Here is a 17,206-nt window from a genome sequence, read left to right as displayed (position 1 = left end):
TGCGCGCCGGGTTCACCAGAAGCGCTCCGGCTCCTCTGCCGGCGGGCGATCGGCTCCGCCCCACCGGTCCGCCTCGGCCTTGGCGGCATCGGCAGCGGCGTCGGCTTCGTGGAGAGCCACCTTGGCACCGGTATACCCGGGACCGAGGGGATCGACGAGCAGCGTGGTGTGGGCTCCTGCGCCTCCGATGGTGACCGTGCACCTCAACACCCGCCCGATCCAGCGGGAGAAGTCGCCACTCGGGTCCTCTTCGCGTCGGTAGCGGATGCCGGTGTCGAGGTCGACGATGGCCAGGACCACCGGCTCATCGGTGAGCGGATCGACCTGCTCCGTCACGTCGATGCGATGGCCGTGGGGGATGGCGACCTGAGCGGTGAGCACGAGCAGTCTGTCCATGAGTCCACCCTAGAGAAGCACCAGAGGAAGACAACAGCGAGTCCCCGCTACCCGAATTCGAAAATTTCTTTGTCCCCCAAATGGCGGACAAGCCGATTAAGCGATATTCTGCTCTCGTAGCGGGGGCTACGAGGCTGATGACCTGGGGAAATCAGCCGTGAGCGCAGCGAGATCTTCGCCGCCTCCCCTACCGTCCGGGAAGGGCGGTGAGCCCTCTCGGCGGCACCATCTGGGGCGGGTCATCGAGAGGGCAAATCTCCCCACCGCACTACACTGCGCTGGACTCGATCCACGGCTCCTTCGCATCGCCTCGGCGATCGTGCACCTCCGGCGATCAGCGCGCAAGTCGTGTGCGCAGGGATTCCAGGAGAAGGTCGGCCCCGAGCTCGAAGGTGCGATCAGAGCGGGCGCTCCCCCGCTCGGCCCCGTCGATGAGGCGTCCAAGCGTGCGGGTCGGCTCCCCCGGCTGCCAGATCTCGTCAGGCGACGCGAGATCGAGACCGAAGCCGATCGCGAAGGCGTCGATGACGGCGATCACCGAGAGCACCTCGTCCTCGGGGAAACCGCCGTCGACGAGCGCCGAGGCGAGGTCGTCGTATGCGGCGATGACGGCCGGATGCGTGATCGTCTTCCCCACGAGCAATGGAACGAGCTGCGGATGGTCGGCATACATTCGGCGCTGGGTTCGCAGCACCGCGAGCACGAAGACATCCCAGGGCTCGCCGTCCCACTGCACGAGGTATCCCTGCACGAGCTGCCCGCGGATGAGTTCGAGTATCCCGTCCATGCCGTCGACATGGTTGTACAGCGAGGAGGGGCGCACGCCGAGCTCGCGGGCTATGGCATTGACCCCGAAGGGCCGGCCGCCTCTCGCGAGAGCGAGGCCCGCGGCGCCGATGATCTCCGGAGACAGGAGCGGTGTGGAGGGCCTCGGCATCGGGGGCTCGCTTTCTCCGGCGGACCGGTCGTGAGTTCGGGGGTTCCGCAAGAACCCCCTCCTGTGCATAATAATGAACACCATTCGTTTACGAACACCATTCGTTTATGATCTCGTGCCCCATCCGACGCACACCCGTTGTCTCCCCTCCCCGCGCACAATGCCGTGCCGACTCCCCTTGGAGCTCCATGACCACGCTCGATCTCCGCACCAGAATCCCTCTCCGCTTCCCGACAGCGGCCGCGACCTTCGCGATCGGCATCGCCGGGTATCTGGGCGTCAACCTGTCGCCGTACATGATCACGGCCGCCCAGACCGGCCTCGGCCTCGACGTGCTCGCCGCCAGCTGGCTCGTGACCGCGACACTCCTGCTCACCGCCGTGACCGGACTGGCGATCGCTCCGCTGTGCGCCGGCAGGCATCGCCGAACCGTGGCCCGCGCGGGACTAGGTCTCGCCGTCGTCGGCTTCGCGACCGCCGCACTCGCACCCGCCGCCATGCTCCCCGGCCTCCTCCTCGGCGGCGCCGGAGCGGGCGGAGCGGTCGCCGCATCGGGCGCAGCGCTCGCCGCGTTCCGCAACCCGGACCGGGTCGCCGGCTTCAACGGACTCGCGAACCGGGGCGTCATCACCGTGGTGCTCGCCGTCATCCCCCTGATCGGCCTCGCGCCGATCGATGTGTTCGGCGCGCTCGCCCTGTTCTCCCTGATCGGGCTCGTCGCCACCGCCTGGCTGCCCGCCGCCCCCGTCGTCGCCCCGCAGGCCGGAGCAGCCGTCGCCGAGGCGATGCCGATCGAGGTGCCGCCGACCGGGACAGTCAGGACGTCCCCCACCCGCACACGGACCGTCACCGCGGCCGGCGTCGGCCTCCTGCTGGTGTTCGCGCTGTGGGCGGCCAGCGAGGACTCGCTGTGGGCCATGGCGGGCGTGATGGGCGCGGAACAGGCCGGATTGACGCCGGAGGGACTCGGCATCGCGCTGAGCGGCGCGACGGCCGGCGGACTGCTCGGTTCGCTGCTCCTCATGATCGTGGGGGCACGTCTCGGGCGCGCGGTACCGCTCGTGATCCTGCTCGTCGCCGGCGGCGCGCTCAAGATCGTGGAGGGCTTCGTGACCGATCCCACCACGTTCATCGTGATCTTCATCGCCTGGAACTCGGTGTACGCGATCGCCTTCATGTACTTCGTGTCGACATCGGCGGCCCTGGATGCCGACGGCCGCTGGTCGGGCCCCCTGCTCGCGGTGTACCTCGTCGGGTCGGCCCTCACCCCCGTCATCGGCGCAGCCCTCGTCGGCGTTCTCGGCTATCAGGGATTCGCGGTCGCCCTCGGCATCGCGAGCTTCGTCCTCGCCGTACCCGCCGGGGCGATCGCCCTCCTATCGACGCGTCTGGATCGCATGACCTCTCAGGAGACCACCGCATGACCCGCACCCTCTATCGCAACGCCCGGATCTTCACGGGAGACGAGTCCCGCTGGGCGGAGGCCATCGTCGTCGACGGCGAGGAGTTCATCCACGTGGGCTCCGAGGCGGAAGCCCCGCACGCCGACGCGGAGGTCGATCTCGGAGGACGCGTCGTCCTTCCGGGGTTCACCGACGCGCACACCCACCTGCTCATGATGGGCGAGGCGCTCGGACAGGTCGGACTCACCGACGCCGCATCGCTCGAGGAGATCCAACGCCGGTTGGACGAGGCCCGCCGCACCACGTCGGGAGTACTGCGCGGACGCGGCTGGCTGTTCGACGCGATCCCCGACGGGGAGCCGACCGCGACGATGATCGATGCCGTCGTCGCCGATATCCCCGTCTACCTCGATGCCAACGACTACCACTCCTGTTGGGTGAACACGGCGGCGCTGCGCGAGCTGGGGATCACGCGGGACACCCCCGACCCGCTCGGCGGACGCATCGCCCGCGACGCGTCCGGCGAGCCGACGGGGATGCTCTATGAGACCGCCGCACAGCAGTACGCGTGGGCGCAGCGCGACGCCTCCACGACGGACGCTCAGCGGGATGCGGCAGTCGCACGGGTCGTGTCCGCCTACCTCTCCGCCGGCGTGACGGGGGCCGTCGACATGGCGTTCGACGAGCTCGGACTCGCTGCGCTCGAAAGGGCAGCCGAACGCGGCGAGCTGCCCCTGCGCGTCGCCGCGCACTGGTTCGTCGCGAACAGCGGAGACGATGCGGCGAACCTCGCGCAGGTCGCTCAGGCGTCGGTGCACGCATCGGCGTCGACCGCGGGTGTTCGCGTCGTCGGGATAAAGCTCGTGCTCGACGGCACGATCGACGCGTGCACTGCCGCCATGGGAGCTGCCTACGCCGACGGCTCGAACGCCGAGCCGATCTGGCCGGCCGCGCGGCTGCTGCCGGTGGTCGCGGCGGCGGACGCGGCGGGACTTCAGATCGCGATGCACGCGATCGGCGACGCCGCGAGCGCACTCGCCCTCGATGCGATCGAGCACGCCGTCGCGGTGAACGGCGACCGCCCGCGTCGGCACCGCATCGAGCACCTCGAGTACGCCGCGCCGGGAACCGCCGGGCGGATGGCGCGGCTCGGGGTGACGGCCTCCATGCAGCCCGTGCACGCCGACCCCGCGATCTTCGCGAACTGGGCGGCGCAGATCGGCGACGATCGCGTCGCCCGCGCGTTCGCGTGGTCGGAGTACGACGAAGCAGGAGCACTCCTCGCCTTCTCGACCGATGCGCCGACCGCCCCCTACGAGGCGCTCGCGAACATGTACGTCGCCGCCACACGTGCCTCGGCGCTGGTTCCGGGTGTGCCGGCCGTCGACCCGACTCAGGCACTTCCGCTGGAACGGGCCATCGCGCACGCCACCAGGGACGCCGCGGCATCGATCGGCGACGGCAGCTGGCGCGGCCGCATCGCGGTCGGATACGCCGCTGACTTCGTGGTGCTCGACGCCGACCCGTTCGCGGGCGATCCGGCCCTTCTGCTGGGGACACGCATATCGCAGACCGTGATCGCCGGACGCACCGTGTACGAGAGCTAGCGCGAAGAGCACCTCTCCTGCGCATTTCCAGGATATCGCCGAGGTGGGGGCTTGCCGCAAGGCCCCCACCCTGGGGCAGAATCGACCCTCGCTCGTGCGAATGACGCCCGGCGTGAAGGAGATCCATGCCTTTCGACCCGTTCCACCTCGCGGACGATCTGCGCGCGAAAGCCGCTCCGGAACTGATCGCCGATGACCGCGAGCATCTCCGGAGGATCGCCGACGCTCTCGAGCTGCAGCGCGCAGACGTGATCTCGCGACTGACGCAAGCGCGCCGCCGGGAAGCGGACCTCGGAGATGCCGTCGTCGACCGGGACCTGGAGATCCGCCGACTGAGCGGACGCCTTCGCGTGCTCGAGCGCTTCGGCCTCGACATCTGCCTCGGCCGGATGACCCTCGACGATGGCGAACATCGGTACATCGGCCGCACCGGCCTCGCGGACGCGGACGGGTCCCGGCTCCTCATCGACTGGCGTACTCCTGCCGCAGAGCCGTACTTCGCGGCGACCCTCGAGCATCCGCGCGGTGTGATCTCCCGACGTCGCTACCGCTGGACCGACGGACGCATCCGTGACTACTGGGATGAGGCGCTGAGCGACGCGGCGTTCGACGGCGCGGCCTCCCTCGACGATCAATCCGCGTTCATCGCCAGCCTCGGAACTCATCGCACGGCCAGGATGCGCGACGTGCTCGCGACCATCCAGGCCGACCAGGATGCGATCATCCGCACCTCGTCCAGGGGAGCTCTCGTCGTCGACGGCGGCCCGGGCACGGGCAAGACCGTCGTGGCACTGCACCGCGCCGCCCAACTCCTCTACGCGGAGCCGCGCCTCACGCAGAGTGCGGGCGGCATGCTGCTGATCGGCCCTCATGCGCACTATCTCGCATACGTCGAGGACGTGCTTCCCAGCCTCGGCGAGGACACCGTGCGACTGGCGACCATCCGCGACCTCGTCCCGGAGGGAGCCTCGGCCTCCGACGAGCGGAGCACCGAACACGACGCCCGAGTGGCGCGGCTGAAGGGCACGCTCGACCCCGTCTCGCTGCTCGACGCTGCCGCGAGGTGGTTCGAGCGCCCGCCGCATCACGCCATGCGTCTGGAATCGCCGTGGGCCGACCTGTGGCTGAGTCGCGACGAATGGGCTGAACTGTTCTCGAACGCGGACCCTGCCATCTCGCACAACGAGGCACGCGACGAGGTGTGGGAGGAGATCCTCGAGCTGCTGACGGACCAGGTGGACGACGAGGATGCGCCGCCCCACACGGTGCGGAGGTGGCTGCGTCAGGACGAGGAACTCACCGGGACGTTCATGCGCGCCTGGCCGATGCTGTCCCCGACATCGGTCGTCGCACGACTGTGGAGCTCACCCGAATTCCTGCGGCACTGTGCGCCGGGGCTCTCACCGGGGGAGATCGCACTCCTGCAGCGGGACGGGTCGACGGCATGGACCGTGTCGGACATCCCGTTCCTGGACGCCGCGCGCCGCCGCATCGGCGACCCCGATACCGTCCGCGACGAGCACCGACGCCAGGCCGTGATCGCTTCCGCCCAGGAGCAGATCTCCCACGTGGTCGACCACCTCATCGAGGACGACGACAGCGAGATGAAGGTGATGTCGATCCTGCGGGGCCAGGACGCACGGAATGTGCTGCTCGGTGTCGACGCTCCCCCCGCGCTGCGACCCGACGAGCTGTCCGGACCGTTCGGACACATCGTCGTCGACGAGGCACAGGAGCTCACCGACGCGGAGTGGCGGATGCTCATCGCCCGCTGCCCTTCGAGGAGCTTCACGATCGTGGGAGACCGCGCGCAGGCACGTCACGGATTCACCGAGAGCTGGGAGGCCCGACTCGCCCGCGTCGGACTCCGCGACGTCAGGATCTCTCATCTGGGGGTGAACTACCGGACGCCGACGGAGGTGATGGAGGCCGCTGCTCCAGAGATCCTCGCGGCGATCCCCGATGCGAACGTCCCGTCCTCGGTGCGCGAGAGCGGAATGCCGGTGCGTCATGACGTCGTCGCCGCACTCCCGCGCCTGCTGGAGGCTTGGGTCGACGCGCATCCGGACGGCGTGGCGTGCGTGATCGGCGCCCCCGACTTCGCCCCGACCGCGCGCGTGCGATCCCTGACGCCCGAGGGTGCGAAGGGCCTGGAGTTCGACCTGGTCGTGCTGGTCCATCCCGATCAGTTCGGACATGACGTGACCGGCGCCGTGGACCGCTACGTGTCCATGACCCGATCCACCAGCGAGCTCATCGTGCTCCGGTGAAGCGACGCTCGCGACGTCACCCGACGAGGACGCGACCGGTGAGGGCCTGCCAGCGCTCCTCGCGCCGCTCGATCCGTATGGGGTATGCGAACGCCGCCGTCACCAGGGGTGTCGTGAGCACGGCGTCGGCCTGCCCCTTGGCAACGATCTCCCCCTTCGCGATCAGTGCCGCATGCGTGGTCGACCGGGGCAGCTCCTCCAGGTGATGCGTCACGAGGACGGTGGCGAGTTCGGGCTGCGTGCTGTGCAGCAGATCGAGCGTCTCGAGGAACTGCTCCCTCGCCGCGACGTCCAGACCCGTCGAGGGCTCGTCGAGGAGAAGGAGCGCGGGGTCGGGCAGCAACGCGCGAGCGATGAGGGCTCTTCCGCGCTCTCCCTGGGACATGGTGGGCCACGTTGCGGCCTCGATCGCCTCGAGACCCAGCAGCGCCATGAGGTGCTCGACGCGCGCCAGGATCGCCGGGGAGGGCTCCCATCTGTTCATCATCTCCGTGGTCCCCGTTGCTCCGGTGAGCACGACCTCTCGCACCGTCAGCGGCGAGCGCAGTGGGTGACGCGGATTCACGTGACCGATGGACTCCCGCAGCTGTCTGATCTCGACGCGTCCGAGCTGCTGTCCGAGCACGTGGACAGAGCCTCTGGTCGGGTGCGCCTGCGCACCGCACATGCTCAGGATCGTGCTCTTGCCCGCTCCGTTCGGCCCGATGACGGCCCAGTGCTCGCCCTGCCTGACGGTGAGGTCGATGCCGGTCAGGATCTGCCGCGCGTTGCGGACGACGTCGACGCCCCTCAGCGCGAGGACGTCGCGGGGGACGGAGCCGTCGAGACCCTTCGCCGACATCACGACAGCGCCTCGCGAAGGGTGAGGAGATGAGCCCGACTGCGTTCGGCTGCGGCAGCTTCGTCGTGGTCGGCGATGGCTTCCACCTGCTCGGCGTGCGCGTCCTGGTCGGTGTCGTCCCCGAACGACCGCCGAATGCGGAGCATCTCGACCATGGCTTCACGCAACCGCGGGGTGAAGCTGTCGAACAGGTCGAGGAGCACCGGGTTGTGCGCGGCGGCCACGATCGTCCGATGAAACGCGGTGTCGGCGTCGACGTGTGCCTCGATATGGGAGCGGTGCGCGGCGCGATCGGCGAGAGCACGGCGGATGCTGCGCAGATCCGCGGGAGTGCGTCTCGCGGCGGCGAGCGCGGCGGCCTCCGTCTCGATCGCGATGCGTGCCTCGATCACCGCGACGATGTCGGCCTTGCGCAGGACGGCATCCCAGTCCTCCGGGGCTTCGAGCGCGGTCACATAGACTCCAGCCCCCTGCCGCGAAGCCAGCACTCCGCGCCCGGCGAGCTGCCGGATCGCCTCGCGCACGGTGGATCGACCGACACCGAGCTGCAGGGCGAGCGTCGTCTCGCCGGGGAGCTTCTCCCCCAGCGCCCATTCCCCGGCCGTGATGCGTTGCCACAGCAGCTCGGCCGCCTGGTCCGCCAGCGGCGCCCGTCTCACCTGTGCCATTCGCGCGGCCTCTCGTCTACTTGTCTGAGGAGTTCTGCTACAGTCTAGCCATGTTCTCGTCAGAGCACCTCCTTCTTCGCCGCCACGGCGGGGCGTAGCCGGACCGGCACCCCGCCGTGGGGTCGAGTGTGCCGGTCTCCCCTCTCCGAGAAGGACGCCGCATCACCATGACCACGACATCGCCCATCCATGACTCCGCCGCCGCCGGCATCGACGACGCTCCCGCCTGGAACCGGCAGAAGAACTCGCCGATGCCCTCGCACCGCTACCGCGACGTCTACTCACGCGTCGAGGTGCCGCTCACCGAGCGGGACTGGCCCACCCATCGACTCACGGCCGCCCCGCTGTGGGTGCCGGTCGACCTGCGCGACGGCAACCAGGCTCTCGCCGAGCCGATGGATCCAGCCCGCAAGCACCGGTTCTTCGAGCTGATGGTGCGGATGGGGTACAAGGAGATCGAAGTGGGATACCCGTCGGCGTCGCAGACCGACTACGACTTCGTGCGGCTGATCGCGGACAGCGACATCGCACCGGAGGACGTGACGATCGTGGTGTTCACCCCCGCGCGCCGCGATCTCATCGAACGGACGGTGGAGTCCGTCCGCGGCATCGCCAACCAGGTCGTGATCCACATGTACACCGCGACAGCCCCCGCGTGGCGCAGCCTGGTGCTGGGGCACGAGCGCGAGGAGCTGAAGCAGCTCATCCTCTCCGGCGGCCGCGACCTGTGGGAGCTCGCCGGGCATCTGCCGAACGTGCGCTTCGAGTTCTCCCCCGAGGTGTTCAACCTGACCGAACCCGACTACGTGATCGACATCTGCGATGCGATGACCGAGCTGTGGCAGGCCACCCCCGAGCGGCCGGTGATCCTCAATCTGCCGGCGACGGTCGAGATCGCCACCCCGAACGTGTACGCGGATCAGATCGAGTACATGCACAAGAACCTCGCACGCCGTGACTGCGTGGTCCTCTCCGTGCATCCCCACAACGACCGCGGGACGGGTATCGCCTGCGCCGAGCTCGCGGTACTGGCCGGAGCGCAGCGGGTGGAGGGCTGCATCTTCGGAAACGGCGAGCGCACGGGCAACGTCGACATCGCGACGCTCGCGCTGAACCTCCACGCGCAGGGGGTGGATCCCATGATCGACTTCTCCGACATCGACGAGATCCGCCGCACCGTCGAGCACTGCAACCGGATCGAGGTGCACGCCCGCCATCCCTACGTCGGCGATCTGGTGCACACGGCGTTCAGCGGCACGCACCAGGATGCGATCAAGAAGGGCTTCGCCGAGCACCGCGCCCGCGCCGCCGCGGAGGACCGCGATGAGAGGGAGATCGAGTGGCGGGTCCCCTATCTGCCGATCGACCCCGCGGACATCGGTCGCGACTACGACGCCGTGATCCGCGTCAACTCGCAGTCGGGCAAGGGAGGTATCGCATATCTGCTGGAGAGCGAGTACGGGGTCGAACTGCCTCGGCGCCTGCAGATCGACTTCGCCCGACACGTGCAGCGGCACACCGACGCGACCGGAGCCGAGGTCACGGCGGCAGTGCTGTGGGATGTCTTCGAAGCGGTCTATCTCCGCGCCGTTTCGGGCAGTGATTCCGGGACCCGTCTCGTCTCCTACGACTCCGCCGACGGCGAGGGGAACCCACGCACGCGCATCACACTCCAGGTCGAGGGCCGCGAGTACACGACGGTCCACCGTGAAGGGGGCCCTATCGAGGCTCTCTCTGCGGCACTCTCCGCCCATGGCGTGCGCGTGGACATCGTCGGGCTCCACCAGACGAGCGTCGGATCGGGGGCGGAGAGCGATGCTCTGACGCTCCTCGAACACCGCACCGCGGCGGGGAGCTCGTGGTCGGCCGGCCGCGGACGATCCGTACTCTCCGCGAGTCTGTCCGCATTCATGGCGGCGGCGGTCGCCCGCTCTGGAAGCTGACTCCCGCCTAGAAGTTCAGTCCTGGTCGCCGACGTGCCCGGGTGCCGTGAGGGAGAGCACGCGTTCGACGAAGGCGGCGTACTCCTCCATGTAGTGCTCGAGGAACTTCTTCGTGCCGGCATCCTCGACCGTGCCGTCGGGGCCGAACATCTCAGGACGGTAGGTCAGATACGCCTCGGGGGCGTTCAGCTGAGGGGCGTTGAGGAAGCTCAGCACACTGCGCATCGAGGACTGCATCACCGCGGTGCCGATGGCGCCGGTGGAGGCTCCGATGATGCCGGTGGGCTTGCGGGCGAACGAGTTGTGACCCCACGGCCGCGACCCCCAGTCGATCGCGTTCTTCAGGGCGCCGGGGATCGAGCGGTTGTACTCCGGCGACACGATCAGGAGGCCTTCGGCGCGCTCGACCGCGTGCTTGAACGTGGTCACGGCGGCGACCGGATCGAGCTCGTCGTCACGGTTGTACAGCGGCAGATCGCGGATCGGGATCTCGACCATCTCCAGGCTGGGCGGGGCCAGCTTCACGAGCGCGGTCGCGACGACGCGGTTGATCGAGTCATGGGCGAGGCTTCCGATGAGGTAGCCGATCCGGTGTGCCATGCGGATACTCCCTTGCTTGTTCGGATGTGCTTGTCGGACGTGTTCGCGTTCAGGCTAGCCCCGTGTCCCGGCATAGCAAGCCCCTTCCATTGCCTCGCCGCCCGTGCACCGAGGCTTGAGCACGCGGAACAGAGCCCGCGATTCTTCGCCCGGATTCGCCTCAGGCCGTCGAGGCACCCCGGCACCGCGCGATGCCGCTGCTATTTTCGGACCATGAGATCTCCCCGCCTCGAACGCTTCGCCCTGGGAGCCGCGTTGGCTCTCGGAGCAGTCACCCTCGCTGGATGTGCCTCCGGCTCAGCCCCCACCTCCAGCGCTGTCCCCACCTCCACCCCCGCTCCCTCCGTCAGCCCGAGCACGACATCGGAACCTGCCCCCACTCCGACCCCCAGCTCCAGCTCCGGAGACTTCGGGGACTTCACCGCCACCCAGCTGGTCGAGATCTGCGTCGACTCGACGCGATCGGGTTTCGCCGGCGACGTGCAGTTCGACTCGGCCGCCAGCCGCATCGAGCACCGCAGCGTGACCCCGGAGTGGCTCGTGATCGTCCCGGCGCAGACCTCCGGCTTCCAAGGAGAGGCGCAGTGCACGATCGGTGGTTCTCCGTCGAATCCGGACATCGGGCTGTCGTCCGCGTCGATCGAGCGCCTCCCCGAGGATCAGATCCAGAAGTTGATCGACGGGAAGAACGAGGGCGGCGACCGCTGATGTGCGGCTCAGAACCGACGGTGGAGTCGTCGAGCCCGCCGGCGCCTCCCCTTCTCTCTCGAAGATCGGCCCTGATCGCCTCCGGAGTCGCAGGTGGCGCCGCGATGTTCGGGCTGAACGTCGTGGCCCCCGGAGAAAGAGCGGCTGCAGCCGGGACGTACATCCGGCCGTGTGGCTACGCACCGATCTCCGACTCCTGGCAGGGGCACCGCAACCGCAACTCCGCGGAGCCGGGCACCGACTACTCCGTGCCGAGGGGCATGCCCGTCATGGCCGTGACGAATGGCCTCATCGTCGATCGCAAGGACACCACGTCCACGGCGACGGGCCGCTACCTGGCGCTCCGCGGGGACGACGGCAACTACATCCGTTATCTGCACCTCGACTCGAGTGTGGTCCGAGTGGGCACGCGCGTGACGCAGGGAACGGTCATCGCCTACTCGGGAGCGTCCGGTTTCGACAGCGAGACCGGCTACGGAGCACACGTCCACGTCTCACTCTGGATCGGCGGCTCACCGAACCAGCTCGGATTCAGGAACACCGTCGACTTCGAGAACTACGTCATCGACAACTCACCCAGTCAACCCCCCGCCTCGGAGGATCCCGTGCCCACCCATCAGTCCACCACCTACGCATGGAACACCGTCATCCCTGCGAACTCCTGGATGCCCGTGCGCGTCGGGGCAACCGAGTTCTATCTCGCGGTACTCGCCGCCGGACGGCGTGAGACCGGAGACGTCGTCGTCAACCTGCGGGCATCCGGCGTCGCTTCCGCCCTCCAGCTCCGTGTGGTCGCGGAGGCTCTGAACTCCGCTGGCGCCGTCGCACAGTCGTTCGTGCAGCCCACCGTCGAGATCCCGAAGACCGTCTCCAGTGACGGGATCACCCACGCGCAGTACGTGATGCCGTACACCCTGGTCGGTCCGGTCCGGCTCTACGCGCATGTGCGGTCGGTCGGCGGCACCGCGAAGATCGAAGAAGTCACGGTCAAGAAGAACTACTGGCCGGCGTGACGCCGCCCCTGCTGTTACGGTCCCGCTTCCAGACGCGATGACCGTCAGATCGTCCGGCCCGCCTTCGGGGGCCGGACGATCTGCATGTACTGTTCAGCGGTCTACCTCGCCCGAGCGTCTATCGGACCACGGCACGTTGATCTGGGGACAGCCCGCTACTGTCATTGACATGCACCCCAACGAACCGAAACCCCCATCAGTGCTGCCCGGAGTAGGTCGCAGAACGTTCATGACGGCCGCTGCGATCACGGCGGCGGTCACTGCTGCCGGCGTGGGCGCGGTCGGTCGCCCGCAATCAGCGGCCGCGGCCGTGACCTGGGGTTACCCGTTCACGTTCCGTTCCGGGCGCTCGCGCGGCTTCGTCGGACAGTACCCGGCGCACGCCGGAATCGACTACACCCCGGGTTTGGGGACGCCGATCCACGCAGTCGCCGATGGGACGATCGTCATCAGCAGTATCACCGGGAACAAGGGCGCCTACGGCGAGAGCATTCACATTCAGCACGCCGACGGCTATCGCACCGTCTATGCGCACATGCTCGAGGGCACGCGCATCGGCACAGGGCCGGTTTCACGCGGGCAGTTCATCGGCAGAGTCGGCAACACCGGCCAGTCCACCGGTCCGCACCTGCACATCGAAGTCCAGCGCAACGGCGTGGCACTCAACCCCGATCCCTACATCGACGACGCGCCGCTCGCAGGGAGCGGACCGACGACACCTCAACAGGAGACAGCAATGGAAGCAATCGTGAAGGTCCCGACCGGAGCCGTGGTTCACCTCAGGTACGGCGGGAAGACCGACTTCGCCAGCCAGCAGCAGTACAACGACTTCCGCATGCAGGTCGACACCCTGCGCAGCCTCGGAGCAACCGATCTCATGCCTCTGCCCGAGCTCTCGAAGGTGCCCGGAGTTTCCTGGGACACCTTCACCTTCCTCGCCGGCTATATCGGGGCGCCGACGGCGTAGTCGCGAGCGCGTGACGGAAGGCTCCCACCATGCCGAGTGCTCGGTGGGAGCCCTCCGCACGGCGCCGGAGACGGAAAAAGCCCCGGAGTTCCGCGTTTTTCAGCGGTTCTCCGGGGCTTTTATGGTCGGGCTGACAGGATTTGAACCTGCGACCCCTTGACCCCCAGTCAAGTGCGCTACCAAGCTGCGCCACAGCCCGTTGTTCTGCACTCTCGCGCAGGCAACTCCCCTATCTTAGCCGTATCCGCACCCCCTCCGCGAACCGAGGCGTTGCGAGTGTCGGATGCCCCGCGTAGCGTCGCGTCATGGCGACGATCACGACCGAGCTGGCGACGATGGCGCGCTGGGACGATGTCCAGCACGCGCTCACGGGTGGCGGAGACGGCGCCAGTTGCCAGTGCATCTGGCCCGTGCTGAGCAACAAAGACTGGAACACGACCACGACGCCGCAGCGCACGGAGATGTTCCGCGCCGAGATCGATGAGGGACCGCCTCCGGGAATCGTCGCCTCCGTCGACGGCGAGGCTGCCGGTTGGATCCGCATCGGCCCTCGCACGCGCCAAGCGCGGGTCGCTCGCACACGCATCATCGCGGCGGCGAGCACCGAGCCGTTCGATGACGAGTCGGTCTGGGCGGTGACGTGCTTCGTGGTGCGCCGAGAGCACCGTGGCAGCGGACTCAACCTCGAGCTCCTGCGCGCGGCGGTGGAGTACGCCCGAGAATCCGGGGCACGCCTCATCGAGGGGTATCCGGTCGACACCCGCGGCGAGAAGCAGCGCTCCAACGGCCTCTTCCACGGCACGCTCGGAACGTTCCTCGCGGCCGGCTTCATGGAACAGGCCGAGCTCAAGCCGGGTCGCACGCTCGTGGCGCTCTCCTTCGATCACGTCGGATGATCGCCACCGACGAGAAGCCGCTAGCGTGAAGTCATGAGCAACGAGACTCCGACCATCGACGATCCTGAGCTCGGCACGTTCACGCGCGCACGCTCGGAACTCACGGATGGAACGGTGCTGACACACGATTGGTTCGTCGGCACGGTCTCGGTCCACGGCACCGAGCTCGAACTGATGCTGGAAGGCACGGCCCCCGACGAGGTCGAGCCTCTGCTCCCCCGACTGCGCGACACGGTGAAGCGACTCGAAATCGTGCGACGCATCGCCACGGATGCCGTCGTCACGAAGTTCAGCGCGGGCGAACCGGGAAGTCTCGAGCTCGACGAGGCCAGCACAGACCTCGCCGTCGAGGCCATCGAAGCGGCCGCCGACGGCACGGTCGTTCTCCATCTGACCGACGGCTGCGGCGAGCACTTCCCCGAGGGATACTGGCCGGCTGTGCATCTCGGTGTCGACGACAGCGTCGTCGAGGTCACCGTCGAATCGTGAACAGCAGCGCCATGAGGGACGGGTCGCAGGCCCCGTCGGTGCCGCGACACGACGACGAGCTCCAGCGGCGCCGCGTGCTCTTCGCCTCCACGTTCCTCCCCTACACCGTCGTGTCTCTCCTCCACGTCGTCCTGTTGGCGGTCGACAGCCCGCTCGCCGCGCCCACCAAACTGCTCCTGATGCCGCTGCTGGCTGTTCCGGTCGTGGTCTCTGCGCGACGCCTCGTTCCGCGCTCCGCGCTGATCCTGCTGCTCGCTGCCGTGTTCTTCTCCTGGCTCGGCGACGGAGCCGGGACATTCTTCCCCGGCGGCCCCGAACTGCCCCTGATGCTGCTGTTCTTCGGCATCGCCCACGTGGCCTACATCCTGCTCTTCGCACGTCACCTGTCGACCCGGCGCATGCCCTGGTGGGCTCTCGTGTACGCCGGCTGGTGGGTCGCCATGATCGCCGTGCTCGGTCCGCACACCGGTGGCCTTCTCGTCGCCGTCGCTCTCTACGGACTGGTGCTCGCGGGGACCGCCGCCTTCTCCGCGCGCTGCCATCCCGTCATCGCCGTCGGAGGGTCGTTCTTCCTCGCGAGCGACACGATCCTCGCTTTCCGACTCTTCCTCCCCGATTCCCTGCCGCCCTGGAGCAGCCCCGCCGTGATGCTCACCTACACGATCGGGCAGGGACTGATCGTCGCCGGCGCTCTCGTGGCACTGAGGAAGAGCAGTTCCTGATGGATGCCGCACGCATCGACAGCTGGCTCTGGGCTATCCGTGTCTACAAGACGCGCTCGGCGGCGACGACGGCATGCCGCGCGGGGCATGTGCGCGTGAACGGAGACAGGGTGAAGGCCGCGCAGCAGATCCGGGTGGGCGACGAGGTCCGCATCAGGATCGCCGGGTTCGATCGAATCCTCTTCGTCCGCCAGCTGCTCGTCAAGCGTGTCGGCGCTCCCGTCGCCGCTCTCGCCTACGACGACCGGACGCCCGAACGAGAGCCTCAGGCAGCACTGGGCGTGCGCGACCGCGGAGCGGGGCGACCGACCAAACGCGAACGACGCGACATCGATCGGTTGCGCGGCCGCAACGACGATCTCCCGAGCTGATATCTCGGCATGCATCGTGGCCGCACCTTCTCGCTTTCGAAGCTTTGTTCTAAACTGAGTTCATGGCGAACGATAAGAAACCCGACCTCTACCTCGATCTCGATCTCGAGGAACGTCGTCGAGTTCTCGACGCCTGGGTCGCGACCCGTCGCCGCATCGCCGCACTCGAGGCCGAGGCAGCCGAGTTGCTCACGGAGCAGATCGCCATCCACGATGCCGATGTCGCCTCAAGCCCGTTCCACCGCGATGCGATCTACCGGTCGATGGTCGCGGAGTTCTCGGCTGCCGGCCGCCTGCCGAAGGGGTCCATGGAGTTCGCCTTCGCAGACGCCCAGGCCCTGGTCGGTCATCTCCCCGCGACCCGCGCTTCGTTCTCGCGCGGCACTGTCAGCGCTGGACACGTTCGCGAGATCGCCAGGGCCAGCGCCAGCGTGGCCGAGGCCATCCGCAACCGCAAGATCGATCCGGCAGTCATGGAGCTGTTCGAGACGGCGGTGCTGGTGGTCGCCGAGCAGGACACCGCAGCGCGCACCAAGGCGCACGCTCGACAGGTCGTCGCCGCCCTCGTCGGCGAGACGCTCGTCGACAGACACCGACGTGCGGCCGAGGAACGGTGCGTGACGGTGAAGTCGCTCGACGACGGGCTCGCGCTGCTCACCGCCGTGCTGCCCGAGTGGATCGCCACCGCCATCGCCGACCGACTGAATCAGATGACACGAGCGGTCGTACGCGCCCGGGATGACAGCGATGTCGTTCCTCCGCCCTGGTGGTTCGACGACGGGCGTGAGGGCATCAGCCCCGAGGACATCTCCCTCGACGATCCGGTGTTCGACCTCCTCGATGACCGTGTGATCCGTGGCATCGACGAGAGCACGTTCACGACCGACCCCGACGTCGTGCGCTTCCCGGCGGACACCCGTACGTGGGCACAGACCCAGGCCGACCTCTTCGCTGATCTGCTCCTCACGGCAGACCCGAGCGCCGCACACGGGGACGGCCTCGACGGCATCCAGGCCCGCGTGCAGGTGACGATCGCGGCCAGCACCCTCACCGGCGCTGACGACGACCCGGCGGAGCTCGACGGGCACGGAGCGCTGCACCCCGACGTCGCGCGCGAGCTCGCAGCGCGCAACACGGGCTGGAGCCGCCGGTGCACCGCTGCGAGATCGACCACAACCACGATCATGCGAAGGGCGGCACGACCGCGCTCGACAATCTCGCGCACTTCTGCCGGAATCACCACACGCTCAAGCACCCCGACATTCCGGAGGCGCATCGGTGGACCGCTCAGCAGGAGAGAGACGGCAGCGTCACCTGGCACAGCCCACTGGGCCGGGACTACGCCGACTCGCCTCCTCGAAGGGTGATGTTCGTC

General features: G+C 68.3%; 17 protein-coding genes and 1 tRNA gene. 12 read left to right on the top strand and 6 right to left on the bottom strand.

Features of this window, described 5'->3' with window-relative positions; all coding sequences use genetic code 11:
- Nucleotides 1–12: 12 nt before the first annotated feature.
- Nucleotides 13–396 (bottom strand): hypothetical protein, encoded by a 384-nt coding sequence (locus tag HDC31_RS17385; RefSeq protein ID WP_046749353.1) that lies wholly within the window; start codon nucleotides 394–396, stop codon nucleotides 13–15.
- 334 nt (nucleotides 397–730) lie between these two features.
- A complete protein-coding gene (locus HDC31_RS17380; RefSeq protein ID WP_061017096.1) occupies nucleotides 731–1,333 on the bottom strand; it encodes a TetR/AcrR family transcriptional regulator C-terminal domain-containing protein in 603 nt (200 codons plus the stop codon).
- A gap of 188 nt (nucleotides 1,334–1,521) precedes the next feature.
- On the opposite strand from HDC31_RS17380, the gene HDC31_RS17375 reads away from it, so the two are divergent.
- The 3 genes from HDC31_RS17375 (at nucleotide 1,522) to helR (ending at nucleotide 6,613) form a co-directional block, all read left to right on the top strand.
- The gene (locus tag HDC31_RS17375) at nucleotides 1,522–2,757 is read left to right on the top strand and encodes an MFS transporter (protein WP_179516382.1); all 1,236 of its coding nucleotides are present in this window, start codon (nucleotides 1,522–1,524) and stop codon (nucleotides 2,755–2,757) included.
- On the top strand, nucleotides 2,754–4,343 hold the full coding sequence (locus HDC31_RS17370) for an amidohydrolase (RefSeq protein ID WP_061017094.1): 1,590 nt from the start codon (nucleotides 2,754–2,756) through the stop codon (nucleotides 4,341–4,343). The genes HDC31_RS17375 and HDC31_RS17370 overlap by 4 nt, the downstream gene beginning before the upstream one ends.
- A gap of 125 nt (nucleotides 4,344–4,468) precedes the next feature.
- Complete coding sequence (helR, locus tag HDC31_RS17365; RefSeq protein ID WP_113681011.1) at nucleotides 4,469–6,613, top strand: RNA polymerase recycling motor ATPase HelR; 2,145 nt, start codon at nucleotides 4,469–4,471, stop codon at nucleotides 6,611–6,613.
- Nucleotides 6,614–6,629: 16 nt separating this feature from the next.
- Here helR and HDC31_RS17360 read toward each other — a convergent pair whose 3' ends face one another.
- Both HDC31_RS17360 and HDC31_RS17355 read right to left on the bottom strand, forming a co-directional pair.
- Entirely contained in the window at nucleotides 6,630–7,454 is an 825-nt protein-coding gene (locus tag HDC31_RS17360; protein WP_061017089.1) for an ABC transporter ATP-binding protein, read from the bottom strand.
- Complete coding sequence (locus HDC31_RS17355; RefSeq protein WP_058633197.1) at nucleotides 7,454–8,122, bottom strand: FadR/GntR family transcriptional regulator; 669 nt, start codon at nucleotides 8,120–8,122, stop codon at nucleotides 7,454–7,456. Before HDC31_RS17355 ends, HDC31_RS17360 begins: the two co-directional genes overlap by 1 nt.
- A gap of 251 nt (nucleotides 8,123–8,373) precedes the next feature.
- Between HDC31_RS17355 and HDC31_RS17350 the strand changes: the two genes are divergently transcribed.
- Entirely contained in the window at nucleotides 8,374–10,065 is a 1,692-nt protein-coding gene (locus tag HDC31_RS17350; RefSeq protein ID WP_257022318.1) for a 2-isopropylmalate synthase, read from the top strand.
- 15 nt (nucleotides 10,066–10,080) lie between these two features.
- Here the strand turns inward: HDC31_RS17350 and HDC31_RS17345 are convergent, their stop codons facing one another.
- Nucleotides 10,081–10,665 carry an NADPH-dependent FMN reductase gene (locus HDC31_RS17345; RefSeq protein WP_061017084.1) on the bottom strand — a complete coding sequence of 195 codons (585 nt, stop codon included), beginning with the start codon at nucleotides 10,663–10,665 and terminating at the stop codon, nucleotides 10,081–10,083.
- A gap of 213 nt (nucleotides 10,666–10,878) precedes the next feature.
- Between HDC31_RS17345 and HDC31_RS17340 the strand changes: the two genes are divergently transcribed.
- The 3 genes from HDC31_RS17340 (at nucleotide 10,879) to HDC31_RS17330 (ending at nucleotide 13,353) form a co-directional block, all read left to right on the top strand.
- Nucleotides 10,879–11,373: a hypothetical protein gene (locus HDC31_RS17340; protein ID WP_179516381.1), complete on the top strand. Its 495-nt coding sequence runs from the start codon at nucleotides 10,879–10,881 to the stop codon at nucleotides 11,371–11,373.
- Between the two features lie 104 nt (nucleotides 11,374–11,477).
- Nucleotides 11,478–12,386, top strand: a complete 909-nt coding sequence (locus tag HDC31_RS17335) for a M23 family metallopeptidase (RefSeq protein WP_170224181.1) — start codon at nucleotides 11,478–11,480, stop codon at nucleotides 12,384–12,386.
- A gap of 229 nt (nucleotides 12,387–12,615) precedes the next feature.
- The gene (locus HDC31_RS17330) at nucleotides 12,616–13,353 is read left to right on the top strand and encodes a M23 family metallopeptidase (protein WP_179516380.1); all 738 of its coding nucleotides are present in this window, start codon (nucleotides 12,616–12,618) and stop codon (nucleotides 13,351–13,353) included.
- Between the two features lie 122 nt (nucleotides 13,354–13,475).
- Here the strand turns inward: HDC31_RS17330 and HDC31_RS17325 are convergent.
- A tRNA-Pro gene (locus HDC31_RS17325) sits at nucleotides 13,476–13,552 on the bottom strand.
- A gap of 106 nt (nucleotides 13,553–13,658) precedes the next feature.
- On the opposite strand from HDC31_RS17325, the gene HDC31_RS17320 reads away from it, so the two are divergent.
- The 5 genes from HDC31_RS17320 (at nucleotide 13,659) to HDC31_RS17300 (ending at nucleotide 17,198) form a co-directional block, all read left to right on the top strand.
- The gene (locus tag HDC31_RS17320) at nucleotides 13,659–14,249 is read left to right on the top strand and encodes a GNAT family N-acetyltransferase (RefSeq protein ID WP_113681016.1); all 591 of its coding nucleotides are present in this window, start codon (nucleotides 13,659–13,661) and stop codon (nucleotides 14,247–14,249) included.
- 33 nt (nucleotides 14,250–14,282) lie between these two features.
- Nucleotides 14,283–14,738, top strand: coding sequence for a hypothetical protein (locus tag HDC31_RS17315; protein WP_113681017.1), 456 nt, complete (start codon nucleotides 14,283–14,285; stop codon nucleotides 14,736–14,738).
- A complete protein-coding gene (locus tag HDC31_RS17310) occupies nucleotides 14,735–15,460 on the top strand; it encodes a lysoplasmalogenase (RefSeq protein ID WP_258546361.1) in 726 nt (241 codons plus the stop codon). The genes HDC31_RS17315 and HDC31_RS17310 overlap by 4 nt, the downstream gene beginning before the upstream one ends.
- Nucleotides 15,460–15,831, top strand: coding sequence for an RNA-binding S4 domain-containing protein (locus HDC31_RS17305; protein WP_171011041.1), 372 nt, complete (start codon nucleotides 15,460–15,462; stop codon nucleotides 15,829–15,831). Before HDC31_RS17310 ends, HDC31_RS17305 begins: the two co-directional genes overlap by 1 nt.
- Before the next feature lie 62 nt (nucleotides 15,832–15,893).
- Complete coding sequence (locus tag HDC31_RS17300) at nucleotides 15,894–17,198, top strand: 13E12 repeat family protein (RefSeq protein WP_257022299.1); 1,305 nt, start codon at nucleotides 15,894–15,896, stop codon at nucleotides 17,196–17,198.
- The last annotated feature ends 8 nt before the right edge of the window (nucleotides 17,199–17,206 follow it).

The organism is Microbacterium sp. JAI119 (assembly GCF_013410135.1).
Classification (GTDB): Bacteria; Actinomycetota; Actinomycetes; order Actinomycetales; family Microbacteriaceae; genus Microbacterium; species Microbacterium oxydans.
This window is presented reverse-complemented; position numbering and strand designations above follow the sequence as displayed.